Source organism: Winogradskyella sp. 266wxhm, assembly GCF_058964685.1.
In genome coordinates this window covers 3842219-3859479 of sequence record NZ_CM179559.1, presented here as the reverse complement: position 1 = coordinate 3859479, position 17261 = coordinate 3842219, and the positions used below count along the sequence as shown (strand labels likewise).

Here is a 17261-nt window from a genome sequence, read left to right as displayed (position 1 = left end):
ATAATGATGATTTGTCAATAAAAAACTTTTATTTTTGCATTTATATTAAAGATTAATCAATTATGGCAAAGTTTAAATTAGACGAAGTAGACCACCAAATTTTGGATATGCTTATAGATAATACGCGTATTCCTTTTACAGATATAGCAAAAAAATTATTGATTTCAGCAGGTACTGTTCACGTACGTGTAAAGAAAATGGAGGAAGCAGGTATTATCAAAGGTTCCTCATTAACATTAGATTATAAAAAACTAGGATACTCTTTTATAGCTTACGTTGGAGTTTTCCTTCAGAATACATCACAAACTAAATTTGTTTTAGAGCGTATTAATGATATTCCTTACGTAACTGTTGCTCATATTACAACAGGAAAATTCAACATTTTCTGTAAGATTAGAGCGAAAGATACCATGCATGCCAAAGAAATCATCTTTAAGTTAGATGATATTGATGGAGTTTACAGAACGGAAACAATGATTTCCTTAGAAGAAAGTATTAATGACAAAAAACGTTTAATGCATACTATATTTAATGAATTATAGTATTGTAAAGCAATAAATAAAAAAGCCCTTGAGTAATCAAGGGCTTTTTTATTTAAAGTTTAGAGTAATATTCAAAAGCTTTTATAATTATATCATTTTCTACAATACAGTCTATTTTAGGTTGACCTATATCTTCTAATAGAACAAATTTCACAATTCCATGACTATTCTTTTTATCATGCTTCAGTAGTCTTATAATTATATTTTGATCATTAACAGTAATATTTGTAGTTAAAAAAGTTTTTAAAACCCCTTCTGTAATAATCTTTAAATTTTCTTCGCTAAGATTGCTAATCTCTGTGGATATGTATGCCTCTAATATCATTCCAATAGCTATAGCTTCTCCATGTAGTAGAGGTGTTTTATCTGCATTTTCTAAAAAGTAGCTTTCAATAGCATGACCTAGCGTATGTCCGAAATTTAGAATCTTTCTCATACCTTTTTCGGTAGGATCTTCACTTACTACTTTGTTTTTTATGGCAACTGATTCGTAAATCAATCTATCTAATTCAGAAAAATCCATACCTTCGAGATGTGTTAAGGTATGCCAATAATCTTTATCGAATATTAAACCATGCTTTAGCATTTCGGCAAAACCAGAAATCATTTCTTTTTGAGGTAGTGTATTTAGAAAGGCGGTGTCAATCCCAACCATTTCCCCTTCATTAATAATCCCTACTTGATTTTTAAGTACACCTAAGTCAACTCCAGTTTTACCACCTACAGAAGCATCTACCATAGCTAAAAGTGTTGTTGGTATATTGATATAAGCAATACCTCTCATATATGTACTAGCTACAAAACCACCTAAGTCGGTAACAACTCCACCACCAAGATTAATCATAAGGCTTTTGCGGTCTGCACCATATTCTGATAATGCCTCCCAAACACCATTGCATATATCAATGGTTTTATGGTCTTCTCCGTCTGGCATTTCCATAACTTCAACAGTAATATTGTTAGATTCTAGACGCTCAAGAAATTGCGGTAAACAATATTCGTGAGTATTAGTATCTACAAGAATAAATATTTTTGAAGGATTTTGATTCTGTATGTATTTATTAAGTTCTGTATAAGTTTCAGAATTAAAGTAAACTACAGAATTTTTAGTTGATATAGAGTTCATTTGAAAAGCTATCTTAATTGATTGCGTTAAAATAGTTAGTTTTTTTAGAAATAAATAAGGCTTAGAATAAATATATTTGTAATAATAAATTAAGTTAATGATAGACCGCACTATTTTTGAAAATACGGAAACAGCTTTTGTTCTAAAATCTGATTCTGAGTTAGACCGAGCTTTCTTTTTGTTTAAAATGATTTCTTCTCAACCTTTGGTGAAAATAGGAACACTAGCTACCCAATTTGCATTTAAGGCCAATTTACCTGTTGAAGGTTTGATCAGAGCTACAGTTTTTGATCATTTCTGTGGTGGTGTAAATGAAGAAGATTGTCTAACCGTAATAGATAACCTCTACACTAAAGGAGTTAGTTCTGTTTTAGATTATTCGGTTGAAGGAAAAGAAACAGAAGCTCAGTTTGATAATGCAGTAGAAAAAATATTAAAGATTATTAATTTTTGTGATGAGCGAGAGGCAATGCCCATTGTAGTTTTTAAACCTACAGGTTTTGGAAGATTTCATTTGTATCATAAGAAAACTGAAGGTAAAGAATTTACAGAAGCAGAACAAGAGGAATGGGATAGGGTAGTAGACCGATATGATAAGGTTTGCAAACTAGCGAAAGAAAAAGATGTAGAGGTATTAATTGATGGTGAAGAAAGCTGGATGCAAGATGCAGCTGATGATTTAGTAGAAGAAATGATGAGACGCTACAATAAAGACGTTACAATCGTTTATAATACCTTACAAACCTATCGTTGGGATCGTTTAGATTACTTAAAACAACTACACGAGAGAGCCAAAAAAGAAGGTTTTAAGATAGGGATGAAGATAGTGCGAGGTGCTTATATGGAGAAGGAAAGAAACAGAGCAATAGAAAAAGGATATGATTCACCAATATGTGAAAGTAAAAAAGCGACGGATGATAATTTTAATGCTTCACTAACGTATATACTTGACAACTTGGGTGATCTTTCTATTTTTATTGGTACGCATAACGAGGCAAGTTGTTATTTAGCGATGGAAATAATGGAAAAGTATAATATTAGCAAGGAAGATAATAATGTTTGGTTTGGGCAACTTTACGGCATGAGTGATCATATTAGTTTTAATTTAGCAGCTCAAGGTTATAACGTGGCTAAATATATTCCTTTTGGGCCGGTAAAAGATGTTATGCCTTACTTAATAAGAAGAGCTGAAGAAAATACATCTGTAGCGGGACAAACCAACAGAGAGTTATCTTTGCTTAAAGAAGAAAAGAAACGTAGAAAACTATAAGTAAAAAGCCTTTCAAAACGAAAGGCTTTTTTATTATTACTTAGCAGAAAACTGATACCACTTTTTCTTTTTGTTTGGATTGTTTCCGTATCCATAACCGTAGCCATAGCCTTTCTTACCTTGTTTAACGCCATTTAACAACATGGTCATATTAGGTAGTCGTCTCTCATTATATAATGGTTGAGCGACGTGTACTAATTGTCGTTTATCAACACCATCAGCACTAACAACATACACAAACATATCTGCATGACCGGCAATTAGTAATGTATCACTTACTAATCCTACTGCAGAGGTGTCTGCTATAATATAGTCGTATTTACCATCAAAATACTTAAAAAGTTCATCAATTCTATTACTCATCAATAACTCCGAAGGGTTTGGAGGAATAGTTCCAGAAGGTATAATGTCTAGGTATTCATTGTCCTTATGTTTAAGTACAACTTCTTCAGGTTTAATTGACTTATCCGCAATAAAATCTGAAAGTCCTTTTTCCGGTTTGTCTTTAAGTTCAAGGTAATCCAGTATCTTAGGAACTCTAATGTCCATTTCAATCAATAAAACTGATTTCTCAGAAAAAGAAATTGAAGTTGCTAGATTGGTACTGGTATGTGACTTTCCCTCCTGAGCTTTAGTAGAGGTAATAAATAATTTTTTAGAACCTTCAACGTTGCGAAGCATAAAGTCTATGTTAGATCGTATTATTCTAAACGCTTCAGCTTTTGGTGAGTAGTCTACTTTCTTTACAAGCTTTTGTTTTTTTGATGTTTTAGGAACATCTCCTATGTAAGGAATATCTAAAATTTGAACTAAATCTTCTTTTCTGTATAGCTTGGTGTCTATTAAATCAGAAATATAGATTAAACCAATTGGTAAGCCTAAACCTAAAATAATAGAAGCGATATAGACCATCATCATATTTGGAGCTACTGGTCTGTGTGATGAGTAGGCTTTATCTATGATTTTAGCATTTGGTGTATACATTCCAAATCTAATAGCAGATTCTTCTCTTTTTTCGAGTAGGTAGAGGTAGAGAGATTCTTTTATATCTTGCTCTCTTTTGATGTCTCTAAATTGTCTTGCTTTAGTCGGTGCAGCATAAAGTTGACCGCTTATTCTGTTACTTTCGGTATTTAAGTTGTTTAGGGTTAACTCAGATGTCCTTTTCATACTCTCTAAAGAGTTCTGAAGGTTGGTTTTTAATGCGTTAATTTCATTGTTAAGTTGCATTACAACGGGATTCTTTTCACTAGAATTTCTTAATAATCTATCACGTTGTGCAACTAAATCATTATGACTTTTAACTACTTGAGCCGTATTGGCATCACCAATACCAATATCAGCAGGCAACATATCATTAATTCTATTCTCATCACTTATTTCTTCCTGGAGATAAGAAATCATCTGAATATTTGTAGAAGTGTTGGAAATTTGTTGTTCTATTTGTTTTCTCGCTTGTAAATTTAAATCTGTTTGGGAGCCAAGAGCTGTAAGATTATTTTGTTTTTGTACTAACTCAGCATTAGAGTCTACTTCACCTAATTCTTCAGAGACTACCTGCAGTCTATTATTTATAAAATCAGAAGTAGCTTTAACAACAGCTTCTTTATCTATTAGTACATCTTTATTATACTCTTTAATAAGTTGATTAAGAACGTCTACAGCTTTGTGCGAGTTGGTTTCATTTAAATCTAGTTTAATAATACTAGATCCATCAGCTGTAGAAATATTAATTTTTCTTTGGTAAGCATTAACAATCTGACTAACCGGTCTTATAGCTATTTTTAGTTTACTATTGATCATTGGGGCATGTTCCCCAACCTCAGGAGTGAGTACCATATCACCAAAACCAGTTTTGATACGTTCGCCAAATCTGTGAAGGACACCTTCAGAATCATCTCTTTCAATTAGAGATTTTCCTTCTTCTTTGAAAGCTAAGAATTCTGTTGGAGATTTTATTTTAATAAAAAGCGTAGTATCTACTCTGTTAATAATAGAGTCACTTTCAAAAAAACTAAGCTTAACGGGTGGGTTTAGATATAATTCTCTTTCCTTAATACTTCCTTGTGCAAAACAACTAATGTTTAGTTTTAGGTCTCTGACAGCATTCGCTATTAAAGTACGAGATTTTATAACCTCAATTTCATCCTTAATTTTATTAGTTCCATCAGAAAAAAGACCTCCACTAGAAATTTCTTCAATACTAGGTAGTTTTTGAGATTGTTTTTCATCTCTAATTTTAATAGTGGCAGAAGCACTATATTCATAAGTTGTATATCTGAGGTAGGTATAACCAAGAAATACAGCAACGATGAAACAAACTAAAAGGATTTTCCAATAAGAAAGGAATAATTCTAAGTTTTGTCTTATTTCATTAGACTGAAAAACAGGCTTACTTTTGTCCATAGACACTTAAATAAATATTGATTACTTAACTAAAAATATAGCTAAAATAGTAGTTAATGTACCAATAGCAGAAATTAAAACTGAATTATTCTGATTAAATGTAGAAGATCTAACTTTGGCTCTATTAGGCTCTACATAGATTACATCATTTTGTTGTAGATAATATGCAGGTGAGTTTACAGTATTCACTGATGTTAGGTCAAATTCTGCAAATTTCTTTACGCCATTTACTTCTCTTATTAACTTAACGTTTTGACGTTTTCCAAAGATTGTTAAGTCACTCGCAAGCCCAAGAGCTTCAACTAAAGTAATTCTCTCTTTTTGAATAGTGAATGTTCCTGGGTTTGACACTTCACCTAAAACGGTTATAGTGAAATTTGCTAACCTTACATTAACTATTGGATCTTTGGCGTACTCACTAATCCTATCAGTAAGATATTTGGTGAGTTCGGTACGTGTTAATCCAGCAACTTTTATTTTACCTAAAACAGGAAATTCAATATTACCCTCATAGTCTATTAGATATGTTTGAAGCTGAATATTTCCTTGAACATTAGTAGTATTAAGTGCATTACTTGAAGCAACTGTAAGGTTGAAAGGCGCTACAGTTTCTTGAACAAATGCAGAAACATTGATTGTAAGCAAATCATCAGTTTTGTAAATCAATTGTTCTGGAGTAGAAGTTTCTAATCCATCTTTCAGAAGTTCATCCTGAAAATAAACAATATTCTTTCTTGATGCACAAGAAGTAGCTAGTGCAATTGAGATTAGTGATATTAAAAGTAAACGGATTTTCATCTTCTGTTGTTTTAATTTAGTTTTTTAATTGAATAGAATTATTTTTTTGAATCTAAAACTTCATATGTGGAGTTGTTAGAAATGTATTCTGGAATTAGTGTTTTTATTGAAGATACTATTTCTAAAGGCTGAGTCAATGAATTCATGTTGGTTATTTTAATGATTTGTTTCTCAACATTTTCAGTATCAACGTATCTGGACTTAGCTATCATTATTTTTTCATGATATGTTTTCTTGGTGTTTTCACCGTCAGCTAAAAGTTCTTCATATATTTTCTCACCAGGTCTTAAGCCTGTAATTTTAATATCAATATCTTCAGGATAGCGTAATCCAGAAAGGATAATCATGTTGGTGGCAAGGTTGAATATTTTAATTGGTTCACCCATATCAAAAACATAAATCTCACCTCCATTACCCATGGCAGCAGCCTCTAACACAAGCTGACAAGCTTCTGGAATGGTCATAAAATAACGTGTAATTTCTTTATGAGTCACAGTAAGTGGACCACCTTTTTCAATTTGCTTTTTAAATAATGGTATTACTGATCCGTTTGAACCTAATACATTTCCAAATCTTGTTGTTATGAACTTGGTGTTTCCTTTACCCTTTAAACATGTAACATACAATTCGGCAATACGCTTTGTAGCACCCATTACGTTGGTTGGGTTTACAGCTTTATCTGTAGAAATTAAAACGAATTTATCCACACTATGTTTTACAGCTATATCAGCAACATTTCTTGTACCACCAATGTTAACACTAACAGCTTCATAAGGATTGTTTTCCATGAGAGGAACATGCTTATATGCTGCAGCATGAAAAACAATTTTTGGTTTATAAAGGTTAAAAATCTGATCTATTCTAGTTCTATTACGAACATCTGCTACAATAGCGTCTATGTTCTCTAAACCTTGTTGTCTGAATTCTTGTTGAATGTCATATAAAGCAGATTCAGCATTATCTATTAGGATAAGCTTTTTATAATTGTATAAACTAGCTTTTCTAGCAATTTCACTACCTATAGATCCTGCAGCACCTGTAACCAAGATAACTTTATTGTCATATTGTTCTTCAAGGGCTGGGTTTTTAATATTTATAGGTTCTCTGCCTAATAGGTCTTCTATTTTTACCTCTTTAATTTGGCCAACACTAAGGTCGCCATCTATCCAGTTTTGAACAGGAGGTACGATTTTTACTTTAAGACCAAGCGAAAATAAGTTACCTGTAATCTGTAATAGTCTTGAAGGATCAATATTCTGAATAGATATAATAACATCTTCTACATGATTCTTCTTGATAAAATCTCCATCAATAGAACTGATGTCATAAACTTTTAGAAGATTTATCTTCTTTCCTATTTTTCTTTCATCATCATCAATAAAGCCAACGACTTCAAAACTGTTTTTAGTATCGTTTTGAATAGCGTCATAAGTCAGCATCCCAGAGTTTCCAGCGCCAAATATTAGTACATTGGAAGTTGTTTGAGATTCTTGGGTAATATAATTGTAAATGGATTTTATAAATAATTTTGCTCCAATTAGAAATAAAATATTTAATAATAAATGGATATAAATTATCGATCCAGATATGTTTAAGATACTATCCTCACTAAGGAATTTTCGGCTCAAAAAAGTACAACAAATAAGTAGAGTTGCTAAGATATTAGCACCAATTATAATGTTCAATATATCTTTAAAACCTGTAAATCTAACAACACCTTTATATGATCCAACAGCAATAAGGCTTATCGCTGAAACTATAACTAAATATGGTATTTGCTCAAAAACAATTTTAAGATCAAAATCAATTTGAAAGTTGAATCGAATAAGATAAGCAAGGAAGAATGTTGCTATTATGATACATATATCAAATAGCAAGACTAGCCATTTCGAAGCATACTTTTGCGATATGTTTTGTAAAAAATTCACTAACATGTTACAAAATACGTATTTATAGTCGAAACTACTCTGTTTAATTCTTCATCAGAAAGATTAGATCCACTAGGTAGACATAATCCTCTGTTAAATAGGTCATCAGAAACCCCATTTAAATAACTTGGTGAATCTTTAAATATAGGCTGTTGGTGCATTGGTTTCCAAAGCGGTCTGGATTCAATGTTTTCTTTTTCAAGAGCTAGCCTTAAGGCTTCTCTTGTTTCTTTAGAGTCCAATAAAACACAGGTTAACCATCTATTTGAAAAATGCCCTTCTGGTTCTGGTAAAAAAGTGATTTCATCAATGTCCTTAAAAGCATTTTGATAAAATTCGTGGTTGGCACGACGCTTTGCCACATGTTTATTTAAAATCGTCATCTGACCGCGACCAATACCTGCAACTATATTAGACATTCTGTAATTATATCCTATATGAGAGTGTTGGTAATGCGGAGCATTATCTCTAGCTTGTGTAGCTAGAAAAACAGCTTTCTGTTTCTGTTCTAGTGTTTTTGTTACAATTGCACCACCACCAGATGTTGTGATTATTTTATTTCCATTAAAGGAAAGAATAGAAAGGTCACCAAAAGTTCCACAATTTTGATTTTTATAATGACTTCCTAAAGATTCAGCACTGTCTTCAACTATGGGAATGTTATATTCCTTAGCTATTCTGTTAATTTCATCTACCTTATAAGGCATTCCATATAAATGAACAGCTATTATAGCTTTAGGCTTTTTTCCTTTAGATATTCTATCTTTTATAGCAATCTCCAATTGTTCAGGACACATATTCCATGTTTCCTTTTCGCTATCAACAAAAACAGGTGTAGCACCTTGATATACAATTGGATTTGCAGAAGCAGAGAAAGTTTTACTTTGACAGATAACTTCATCATCTTTTCCTACACCCAAAAGAATAAGACTTAAATGTAGGGCAGAAGTCCCAGAAGCAAGAGCTGCTACATGTATATCTTCATTAAGATAATTTTGTAAATCTTCTTCAAAACCATTAACGTTAGGTCCTAATGGAGCAACCCAGTTAGTTTCAAAAGCTTCATTTATGTAAGATTGCTCATTACCACTCATGTGTGGTGATGACAGCCATATTTTTTTATTCATAGGTTAATTCTTTAAGTTAATACCTAAAGTTTTTAAATAAAGGTGTTTGGGACCTAAATTAATAGCATTACAATTGCTAATATAAGCCCTTATGAATCAAACTATAAAACAAATTTAGAATATTACGATGAACTGTTAATTTTAAACGATATATAATGAAGAGCTAATTTTCAACAGTAAAATAAATCAGATAAAAAGCATGTCTTTTAGAACATTAACAACTCTTATTCTTGAAATTTTAATCAATATAGTTATAATATGAGTTCATTTAATCGTGTATTTTACATATAATCGAAAAAAGCTATGATATGTCTAATCATTGTGAGATGAGAGGGATAATTGTTTATAATTGCAGAGAACAACATATTCCCTATGAATATATTAATAACTTCCGCAGGAAGACGAGTTTCTTTAGTTAGAGAATTTCAAAAAGAACTAAAGAATTTTTATCCAGAAGCAAAGGTTTTTGCAGCAGATTCCGAACCAGAATTGTCAGCTGCCTGTCAAATAGCAGATGATTTTTTTCTTGTGCCAAGAGTTGATGATCCAAAATATGGTGAAGTATTGCAAAGTATTTGTGAAAAACACTCAATAAAACTTATAATCCCAACAATAGATACAGAACTAATTGTTCTTTCAAAAAATAAATTAGAATTTTTAGAACAAGGTATTGATATTGTAGTTTCTGACTATCACTTTATTTCTCAATGTAGAGATAAGCGTTTAATACATAAATTTTTAGAAGATAGAGGTGTTAATGTCGCTAAAGAATTTAGTAAAGAGAATTATCAATTACCACTATTTGTTAAACCGATAGATGGTAGTCGAAGTGTAGATACCTACATCATAAAAGAAAAGGAAGAATTAAAAGATTATCACTTTCAGAATGAAAAATTAATGTTTTTAGAATACCTAGACCATGATAAATATAATGAGTTTACATGTGATTTGTATTTTGATAAAAACAGTAAATTAAAATGTGTTGTACCAAGGCAAAGATTAGAAGTTAGGGATGGTGAAGTGTATAAGGCAGTAACTAAAAATAATATTCTTGTCAGTTACATTAGAGAGCATCTAAACTACATAGATGGTGCGTTTGGGTGTGTTACAGCACAATTTTTTCTTCACAAAGAAGATGAAACAAAAATATATGGTATAGAGATTAATCCTAGATTTGGTGGTGGTTACCCTTTGTCTTATTTGTCAGGTGCTAATTTTCCTAAGTGGTTAATTAAAGAATACTTTTTACAAAATAGTATTGAGGATAAGTTTGATAGTTGGGAAAGCGACCTTTTAATGATAAGATACGATGATGAAATTTTAGTCCATGGATATAAAGGTTGATGAGAAGACTGTTGTAGTTTTTGATTTAGATGATACACTCTATAATGAGATCGATTATCTTAAATCTGCTTATATGTATATAGCGAAGATTGTTGAGCCTGTAAATTGGAAATTTTTATATGCTAAAATGTTCTCAATGTATAGATCTGGAGAGAACGTTTTTGAGATATTAAGCTCAAGATATGATAGGAATATTGACGATTTATTGAGTTATTATCGTTTTCATAAACCCAAGATCAATCTTAATAAGGGAGTATTAGAAGTTCTTAATAAAATAAAATTAAAAAAAGGAAAGTTGGGAATCATTACTGACGGTAGGGTAAAGACTCAATTGGCTAAAATAGAAGCCTTAGAAATAAAAGATTTTTTTGATGAAATAATTATTTCTGAAGCCATTGGCAGTGAAAAGCCTAGTATTCAAAATTTCAAAATTTTAGAGAATTCATTACCTGCTAAACAATATATCTATATAGCGGATAATCTAAAAAAAGATTTTATCTCACCGAATAAATTACGTTGGTTAACTATTGGTATGATAGATAGTGGACTAAATATACACTCTACAAATTGGAAGTACCACAAAGATGGGTATTTGCCTAAAGATTTTATTTTCTCTTTTGAGGAACTAAATATAGTGTAGATGAACTAATTGTTTCTGTGGTTTATTCTAAGTTTAAATAAATCAGTATTTTATCTAATTATTTCCTGTAAAAACTGGCATGTCAGTTTCTTCGGAATTATTGATGTCTTTCGGACTGATTACTCTGTTAATTGTCTTAAGAATTATTTTTATGTCCATCAATAACGATTGGTTTTCCACATAAAAAACATCTAACTTGAATTTTTTATCCCAGCTTATTGTATTTCTACCATTTACTTGTGCCCAACCAGTAATGCCTGGTAGTACATCATGCCTTTTCATTTGCTCTTCGTTGTAGAGTGGTAAATAGCTTTTAAGAAGTGGGCGAGGACCAACGACACTCATATCACCTTTCAAAATATTTATTAATTGAGGTATTTCATCTAGAGAATATTTGCGGCAAATGTTACCAACAGGTGTTATACGATAATTAACAGGTAGTAACTCTCCATTACTATCTTTCTTATCGTTCATAGTTTTAAGTTTTATGATTGTAAAAATCCTTCCTTTCTTACCGGCACGTTCTTGATAGAAGAATGGTTTTCCATTGTTGGAAATAGAAAGTATGATAATTAGAATTATCAATAATGGTGAAATTATTATAAGCCCTATTAAAGCTGCAAAAAAATCACATATTCTTTTAAAAACACTATAAAACTTCATGTGTAGGGATGGTTTTTCTGGTGTAAAATTAAAGTTCTTTATTAATAATATCTATTAAATCATTATTTATAATGTTAACATCGAATCTTTCTTCAGCATATTTCCTGCTATTGATGCCCATTTCTTTTATCTTTTCCGGATTGTTAATAAAGAATTCCATAGGCTCTATTAATGCTTCGAGGTTTTGAGGTTCAATTAAAAAACCATTAATACCTTCTTTTACAGATTCTCTACAACCTACTGAATCTGTTGTGATAATAGGATTACCACATGCACAGGCTTCCAAAGTAGTTCTTGGTAAACCTTCTCTGTAATAACTAGGTAAAACGAAAATATCTCTTTTGTTCAGATGTTCATCTATATTTGATTGTTTACCATGAAAAACAATAATGTTTTTTTCATGTAATTCGTTCAGTTCATTTTCACTTATTGCAGAAGGAGAAGTTTCTGTAGAACCGATAAGGTGAAATTCTGTCTTTGGATATTTAGCTTTTAGAATTTTGGCAGCTTCCATATAAAGAGCTATTCCTTTTTCTTCGATTAATCGTGCTACCAAAAGAAAGCTTACTTTGTCAGTTGGATTTTTCTCTTTGAAATTGAATTCGTCAAGATTAACACCAGAACCACTTACAAAATCAACTTTTTGTTTTTTAGAAATGACTTTTCTATCTAAAAAGAGCTGATAATCATCTCTATTTTGAAACACAATAACTTTATTTTTTCTGATCGAAAGTTTGTATAAAGTTTCATTGAATCTCTGTAATAATCTTGCTTTTTTAGATAGACCTGTAAAAGCATAACCCAATCCTGTAATTAATGAAATTACAGGTGTTTTACTCATGTTTGCCGCAAAAGATCCATATATAACGGGTTTTACAGTGTAAGGAAAAACAATATCAATGTTATTTTTTTTGATGATTGAGTTTAGCTCAAGAATAGATTTTAAATCCTTAATAGGATTTAAGCCTGTCCTTTGAAGATTAATCTCTATTGGTGTTGCACCTAAGTCAGAAACCATTTTTCTGTATTTCTTGGAAAAATCTGGAGCAGCAGCAAATACTTCAAAACCATCTTTTACTAAGCTAGCAATAAAATCACCACGGAATCTAATTAAAGAGCCATCATAAGATGCTATGATTAATATTCTTTTTTGGGACATATTTTAGCTTTGTTTTAAATAATTATACTTATACCATTTCTGAAAGCAGTAATAAGACCAAACCCTAAAAGAGCTATCTTTTTTACTATCTAAGTGGTCTTTAACTAGTTTTGTAACATAATCTACATTAAAGATGCCTTGGTCCTGAAGCATTTTTGGATCTATGTAGCTTTCTAGTTCATTTCTTAAGCTTTGTCTTAACCAATCTCCAGTTGGAGAGCCAAAACCACTTTTACTTTTATTTAAAAAATCTATAGGAAATTGATCTTTAAATGCCTCTTTTAAAATATGTTTTTTATCCCAACCTTTCATCAAATAATCTTCAGGAAGTGTGTTGGTAAATTCCCATATTTCTCGGTTAAGAAAAGGAGCTCTACATTCTAAAGATGTTAACATACTTGTTCTATCAACTTTAGCAAGCATTCCGCCTTCAAGACTTAAAATTTTATCTACAAGTCTAAAATCTGTAAGCGTTTCAATTTTTTGTTTGCCTAAAACTTCTTTATACTCTTTAAAAAGATCTTTTTCAAATTGTTCTGGTAGAAAGAGTTCTTCTAATTGATTACTTGTGTTAGCTAAAGAAATGATGTCCCAATAGAAATCACCATCATAATTTATAGCATTAAGCAATTTGTTGATTTGAAACTTTTTACCACGTTTATCGTCTTTGTCAACAAGGTACTTGTTACTTAGTTTATTAATGGTTTTATGAAGTCCTCTAGGTATTATACTAGTGAACTTTTTATTCATTTTACCAATGTAATATTTGTTATAACCACCAAACACTTCATCTCCACCATCGCCAGTTAAAGCAACTGTAACATGCTCTCTTGTTTTCTCTGAAAGTAGGTGAGTGGGTAAGGCTGCGGAATCTGAAAAAGGTTCATCAAAATTCACCAAGATTTGATGAATATTATTTTTTAAATCATCTTCATCAATAATGAATTCATGATGATTACTATTTATCATATCAGCTACAACTCTAGACTTATCTGTTTCATCGTAAGATGCTTTTTTAAATCCAATAGAGAATGTATCTATCTTTTTATCCGTAGCTTGAGATAAACAAAGAGAAATAATAGAAGAGTCTACACCACCTGATAAAAATGTACCTAAACCAACATCTGCGATAGATCTACTGTCTACACTATTATAGACCAACTCTTTTGTTTTGGACTTTGCATCATCAAAAGAAATGTTAGCTGTTTTTGGTTTAGGCTCGGCATTTATTTTATGGATAGAGGTATTATGAGTTCCAAAATCATATTCTATATAATGATTAGCCTCTAACTTATGTATACCTTCATAAATTGTATGTGGTGCTGGAATATAGGTTAGTCGAAAGTATAAATTCAACCCTTTTTTAGAAATTTCAGGTTGAAAATCTATAGTGTTTATGATAGATTTAAGTTCTGAAGCCCAAATAAATTCTTTATCAGTTTGTGTGTAATACAGTGGCTTTTCCCCAAAAAAATCACGAGCTATAAAAAGCTTATTTATTTTTTTGTCATAAATACTAAAACCATACATGCCATCTAACCATTGAAAAGCTTCGACACCATATTTTTCATAAGCTTTAAGAATAACTTCGGTATCACTAGTGGTGTGAAACGTCACACCTTCAGCTACAAGTTTAGCTTTGATAGTTTTATAGTTGTAAATCTCTCCATTAAAAACAATAACGATTTGTTTGTCATCAGAGAAAATAGGTTGCTTACCAGATGATAAATCTATAATAGACAATCTTCGCATAGCCATCCCAACCGTATAATCTTCGGTTTCGTTAGCAAAAACACCATCTTCATCCGGACCTCTATGAATAATGAGGTCATTCATATTGTTGAGAATGGTTTTAATCTCATTCTCATTTCTATTTGTTTTGGCTATTATGCCGTTTATTCCACACATGGTTATAAAGCCTTTAGTTGGTTATAAATTGGTTAAACTTTGTGTATATGGTGTCTAAATGATATTCTTTGGCGCGTTGTAAACTCAATTTACCAAACTCTACTCGTTTCTCAGGGCTATTTCTATAAAAATCTAAAGCCTTACTTAATCCTACATGATCATCATTATTAACTAATAAGCCATATTTAGCAATGACAAATTCGCCGTTTTTTATGTCTACAGCATCATTTTCATTTAGTAACTCTAATGGTCCTGATAAACAATTAGTAGATATACATGGTAGACCAATAGCCATAGCTTCTAATAAAGCATTAGGAAAACCTTCAGTAAATGATGACAAAACAAAGCAATTACTTTCAAGAAGAAAGTCGTTAACATTTTTCACTTTCCCTTTTAGCTGAACTTGATTTTCAAGTTTAGAGCTTTTAATCTCTTCAGTTAAATAGGCTCTTAAATGACCATCACCAAGAATGGTAAATTTATCATTATTTTGTATTTCTAAAAGAGAGCGTATAATCATTACTTGATTTTTTCTTGTATTGAGTGTGCCAGCCGTAATAATTTCCAATCTTTTTTCAGTAGAATTTAGACTTGTTGGTTCTATTGTTTTTTGAGGTATTTCAATAGGGTTGTAAATCACCTCCATAGGGATTTTAATCCCAAAATTATTTTTTAAATCATTATTTATGTGAATGGAGTTTGAAAACAATTTATCACATCTATTGTAAAAAATAGGATAGAAAATCTTAGAGATATAAAGCGACAACTTACTGCTTACATTATCTGATGGGAAACCTCTTTCACTAATTATTGTTTTAACTCTTTTGTTTAAAGTAGAAACAACACCATTTATAAGATTCGGGAATGCTAGGAAAGATACCGAAACAATAATATTGTTCCTTTTGACGAATTTAAAATATTTAAAAATAAACTTTATGGAGTCTAAGGTTTTCAAATAAAAAGGTCTTTCTGGTCCTTTTTCAGAAAGGAAAACTACATTAACACCTTCAGGAATAGAGAAGTGGATGTTGTCATAAAAAAGAACTAAATAAACATTATAATCTTTAACCAAAGACTTCAGTAGCAGACTAATTACTTTTTCAGCTCCACCACTTCCTAGAGTTATACTAAGTATACTTATATTTTTTTTAGAGTTATTCACCACTATTACTCTTTTAAAACATTTATAAATAATTGTTCGTAATCATTTATAATCTTTTCCTTATTGAATTTTTTATAAACAGATTCCCTTATTTCACTTGGATTCCAGTCTATTTTCTCATTAAGCTTTTCTTCAAACTCTTTTTCACTATCAACTAAATAGCCATTTATTCCATTTTCAACAATTTCTTTTGTGCCGCCTGGTACATTAAAAGCAATAACAGGAGTGCCAACCACACAGCTTTCTAGTAGAGCATTAGGAAACCCTTCAACATAAGAACCTTGTAAAAATAGATCATGTTCTGCTATATAATCATTTACATTATTGGTGAAAGGAATATGTCTAATTGTGTTAGAAAGTCCTAAAGACTGAGCTTTAGCAAAAATTTCGTCCTTTAAACCTCCATTACCTATAATAGTGTATTCAAAAGGTGTCTTAAGTCGAGATAAAATTTCTAACAATCGTAAATGTCCTTTTACTTCGGTTAACCTTCCAACAGTGATGTATTTTTTTATTTTCTTGTTAGAAGGCCTTGGATCTTTTAAAGCCGGCAAATTAGAAATAGGATTATTGATTACATAAGTTTTATGCTCAGGAACTTCAAAATTAGCCACCATATCTTTAGCCATATCTTGTGATTGACAAATTATAGCGTCTAGCTTTTGAAATCCGTTAGACATAAAATACACTGGAGAGAATTTTCTAGCCTTTTTTTCATTTTTCCTTTTGCTTAAAATAGTAGCTTCTCTTCCTATGAACTTTGTGTTCTTAAAAAACGGAGATATCAATGACATAGCTGTATTAACATGAGCTATAGAGCTTACTACGATATCTGGTCTTTCTTTTTTTATGGATAGAATAATTGAAGGTATTGCCGTTAATATTCTGTTTTTATTTAAATAATTGACTTTTACATTGCTAACATCGTAAACAGTATCATTTTCATAACCAGCAACAAGTAGCAAAGGCTCAAATTTGGTTTTATCTATACTTTGTGAGACAAAAGAGATTACACGTTCGGCACCTCCTGCGACTAATGAAGGTAAGATGAAAATGATTTTTATTTTAGATTTAGGTAGCATCAGTTTTGTTATTAGACTGTTTTTTTTAACCTAAAAACCTTAGTTTTAATAAAGAAAAATGAATATCTAAAATTTGGATGTAGGTTGATTAACATAATTTTAAATT

14 protein-coding genes are annotated in these 17261 nt (G+C 31.0%); 4 read left to right on the top strand and 10 right to left on the bottom strand.

Going from position 1 to position 17261, the window contains the following annotated elements; all coding sequences use genetic code 11:
* Window positions 1-62: 62 nt before the first annotated feature.
* Window positions 63-542: an Lrp/AsnC family transcriptional regulator gene (locus tag AC2H4K_RS17430; protein ID WP_281140971.1), complete on the top strand. Its 480-nt coding sequence runs from the start codon at window positions 63-65 to the stop codon at window positions 540-542.
* 52 nt (window positions 543-594) lie between these two features.
* Here AC2H4K_RS17430 and aroB read toward each other — a convergent pair whose 3' ends face one another.
* Complete coding sequence (aroB, locus tag AC2H4K_RS17425) at window positions 595-1668, bottom strand: 3-dehydroquinate synthase (protein ID WP_281140970.1); 1074 nt, start codon at window positions 1666-1668, stop codon at window positions 595-597.
* A gap of 97 nt (window positions 1669-1765) precedes the next feature.
* Between aroB and AC2H4K_RS17420 the strand changes: the two genes are divergently transcribed.
* On the top strand, window positions 1766-2938 hold the full coding sequence (locus AC2H4K_RS17420; RefSeq protein WP_281140969.1) for a proline dehydrogenase family protein: 1173 nt from the start codon (window positions 1766-1768) through the stop codon (window positions 2936-2938).
* Between the two features lie 36 nt (window positions 2939-2974).
* Here the strand turns inward: AC2H4K_RS17420 and AC2H4K_RS17415 are convergent, their stop codons facing one another.
* The 4 genes from AC2H4K_RS17415 to AC2H4K_RS17400 are packed head-to-tail and all read right to left on the bottom strand — an operon-like array spanning window position 2975 to window position 9197.
* A complete protein-coding gene (locus AC2H4K_RS17415; RefSeq protein WP_281140968.1) occupies window positions 2975-5344 on the bottom strand; it encodes a GumC family protein in 2370 nt (789 codons plus the stop codon).
* 21 nt (window positions 5345-5365) lie between these two features.
* Window positions 5366-6142, bottom strand: coding sequence for a polysaccharide biosynthesis/export family protein (locus tag AC2H4K_RS17410; RefSeq protein ID WP_281140967.1), 777 nt, complete (start codon window positions 6140-6142; stop codon window positions 5366-5368).
* A 38-nt stretch (window positions 6143-6180) separates the two neighbouring features.
* Entirely contained in the window at window positions 6181-8019 is a 1839-nt protein-coding gene (locus tag AC2H4K_RS17405; protein WP_348634910.1) for a polysaccharide biosynthesis protein, read from the bottom strand.
* A gap of 50 nt (window positions 8020-8069) precedes the next feature.
* Window positions 8070-9197 carry a DegT/DnrJ/EryC1/StrS family aminotransferase gene (locus AC2H4K_RS17400; protein WP_281140965.1) on the bottom strand — a complete coding sequence of 376 codons (1128 nt, stop codon included), beginning with the start codon at window positions 9195-9197 and terminating at the stop codon, window positions 8070-8072.
* Window positions 9198-9569: 372 nt separating this feature from the next.
* Between AC2H4K_RS17400 and AC2H4K_RS17395 the strand changes: the two genes are divergently transcribed.
* Both AC2H4K_RS17395 and AC2H4K_RS17390 read left to right on the top strand, forming a co-directional pair.
* Window positions 9570-10541, top strand: coding sequence for an ATP-grasp domain-containing protein (locus AC2H4K_RS17395; RefSeq protein ID WP_281140964.1), 972 nt, complete (start codon window positions 9570-9572; stop codon window positions 10539-10541).
* On the top strand, window positions 10525-11181 hold the full coding sequence (locus AC2H4K_RS17390; protein ID WP_281140963.1) for an HAD family hydrolase: 657 nt from the start codon (window positions 10525-10527) through the stop codon (window positions 11179-11181). Before AC2H4K_RS17395 ends, AC2H4K_RS17390 begins: the two co-directional genes overlap by 17 nt.
* Window positions 11182-11235: 54 nt before the next feature.
* On the opposite strand, the gene AC2H4K_RS17385 is transcribed toward AC2H4K_RS17390, so the two are convergent.
* From AC2H4K_RS17385 to AC2H4K_RS17365, 5 genes are read right to left on the bottom strand one after another with little or no spacing between them, the layout of a single operon-like run.
* Window positions 11236-11844, bottom strand: coding sequence for a sugar transferase (locus AC2H4K_RS17385; protein WP_281140962.1), 609 nt, complete (start codon window positions 11842-11844; stop codon window positions 11236-11238).
* A 28-nt stretch (window positions 11845-11872) separates the two neighbouring features.
* On the bottom strand, window positions 11873-13003 hold the full coding sequence (locus AC2H4K_RS17380; RefSeq protein ID WP_281140961.1) for a glycosyltransferase family 4 protein: 1131 nt from the start codon (window positions 13001-13003) through the stop codon (window positions 11873-11875).
* 3 nt (window positions 13004-13006) lie between these two features.
* The gene (asnB, locus tag AC2H4K_RS17375; protein WP_281140960.1) at window positions 13007-14911 is read right to left on the bottom strand and encodes an asparagine synthase (glutamine-hydrolyzing); all 1905 of its coding nucleotides are present in this window, start codon (window positions 14909-14911) and stop codon (window positions 13007-13009) included.
* 13 nt (window positions 14912-14924) lie between these two features.
* The gene (locus tag AC2H4K_RS17370; protein ID WP_281140959.1) at window positions 14925-16073 is read right to left on the bottom strand and encodes a glycosyltransferase; all 1149 of its coding nucleotides are present in this window, start codon (window positions 16071-16073) and stop codon (window positions 14925-14927) included.
* Window positions 16074-16078: 5 nt separating this feature from the next.
* Window positions 16079-17155: a glycosyltransferase gene (locus tag AC2H4K_RS17365; protein ID WP_281140958.1), complete on the bottom strand. Its 1077-nt coding sequence runs from the start codon at window positions 17153-17155 to the stop codon at window positions 16079-16081.
* Window positions 17156-17261: the final 106 nt, after the last annotated feature.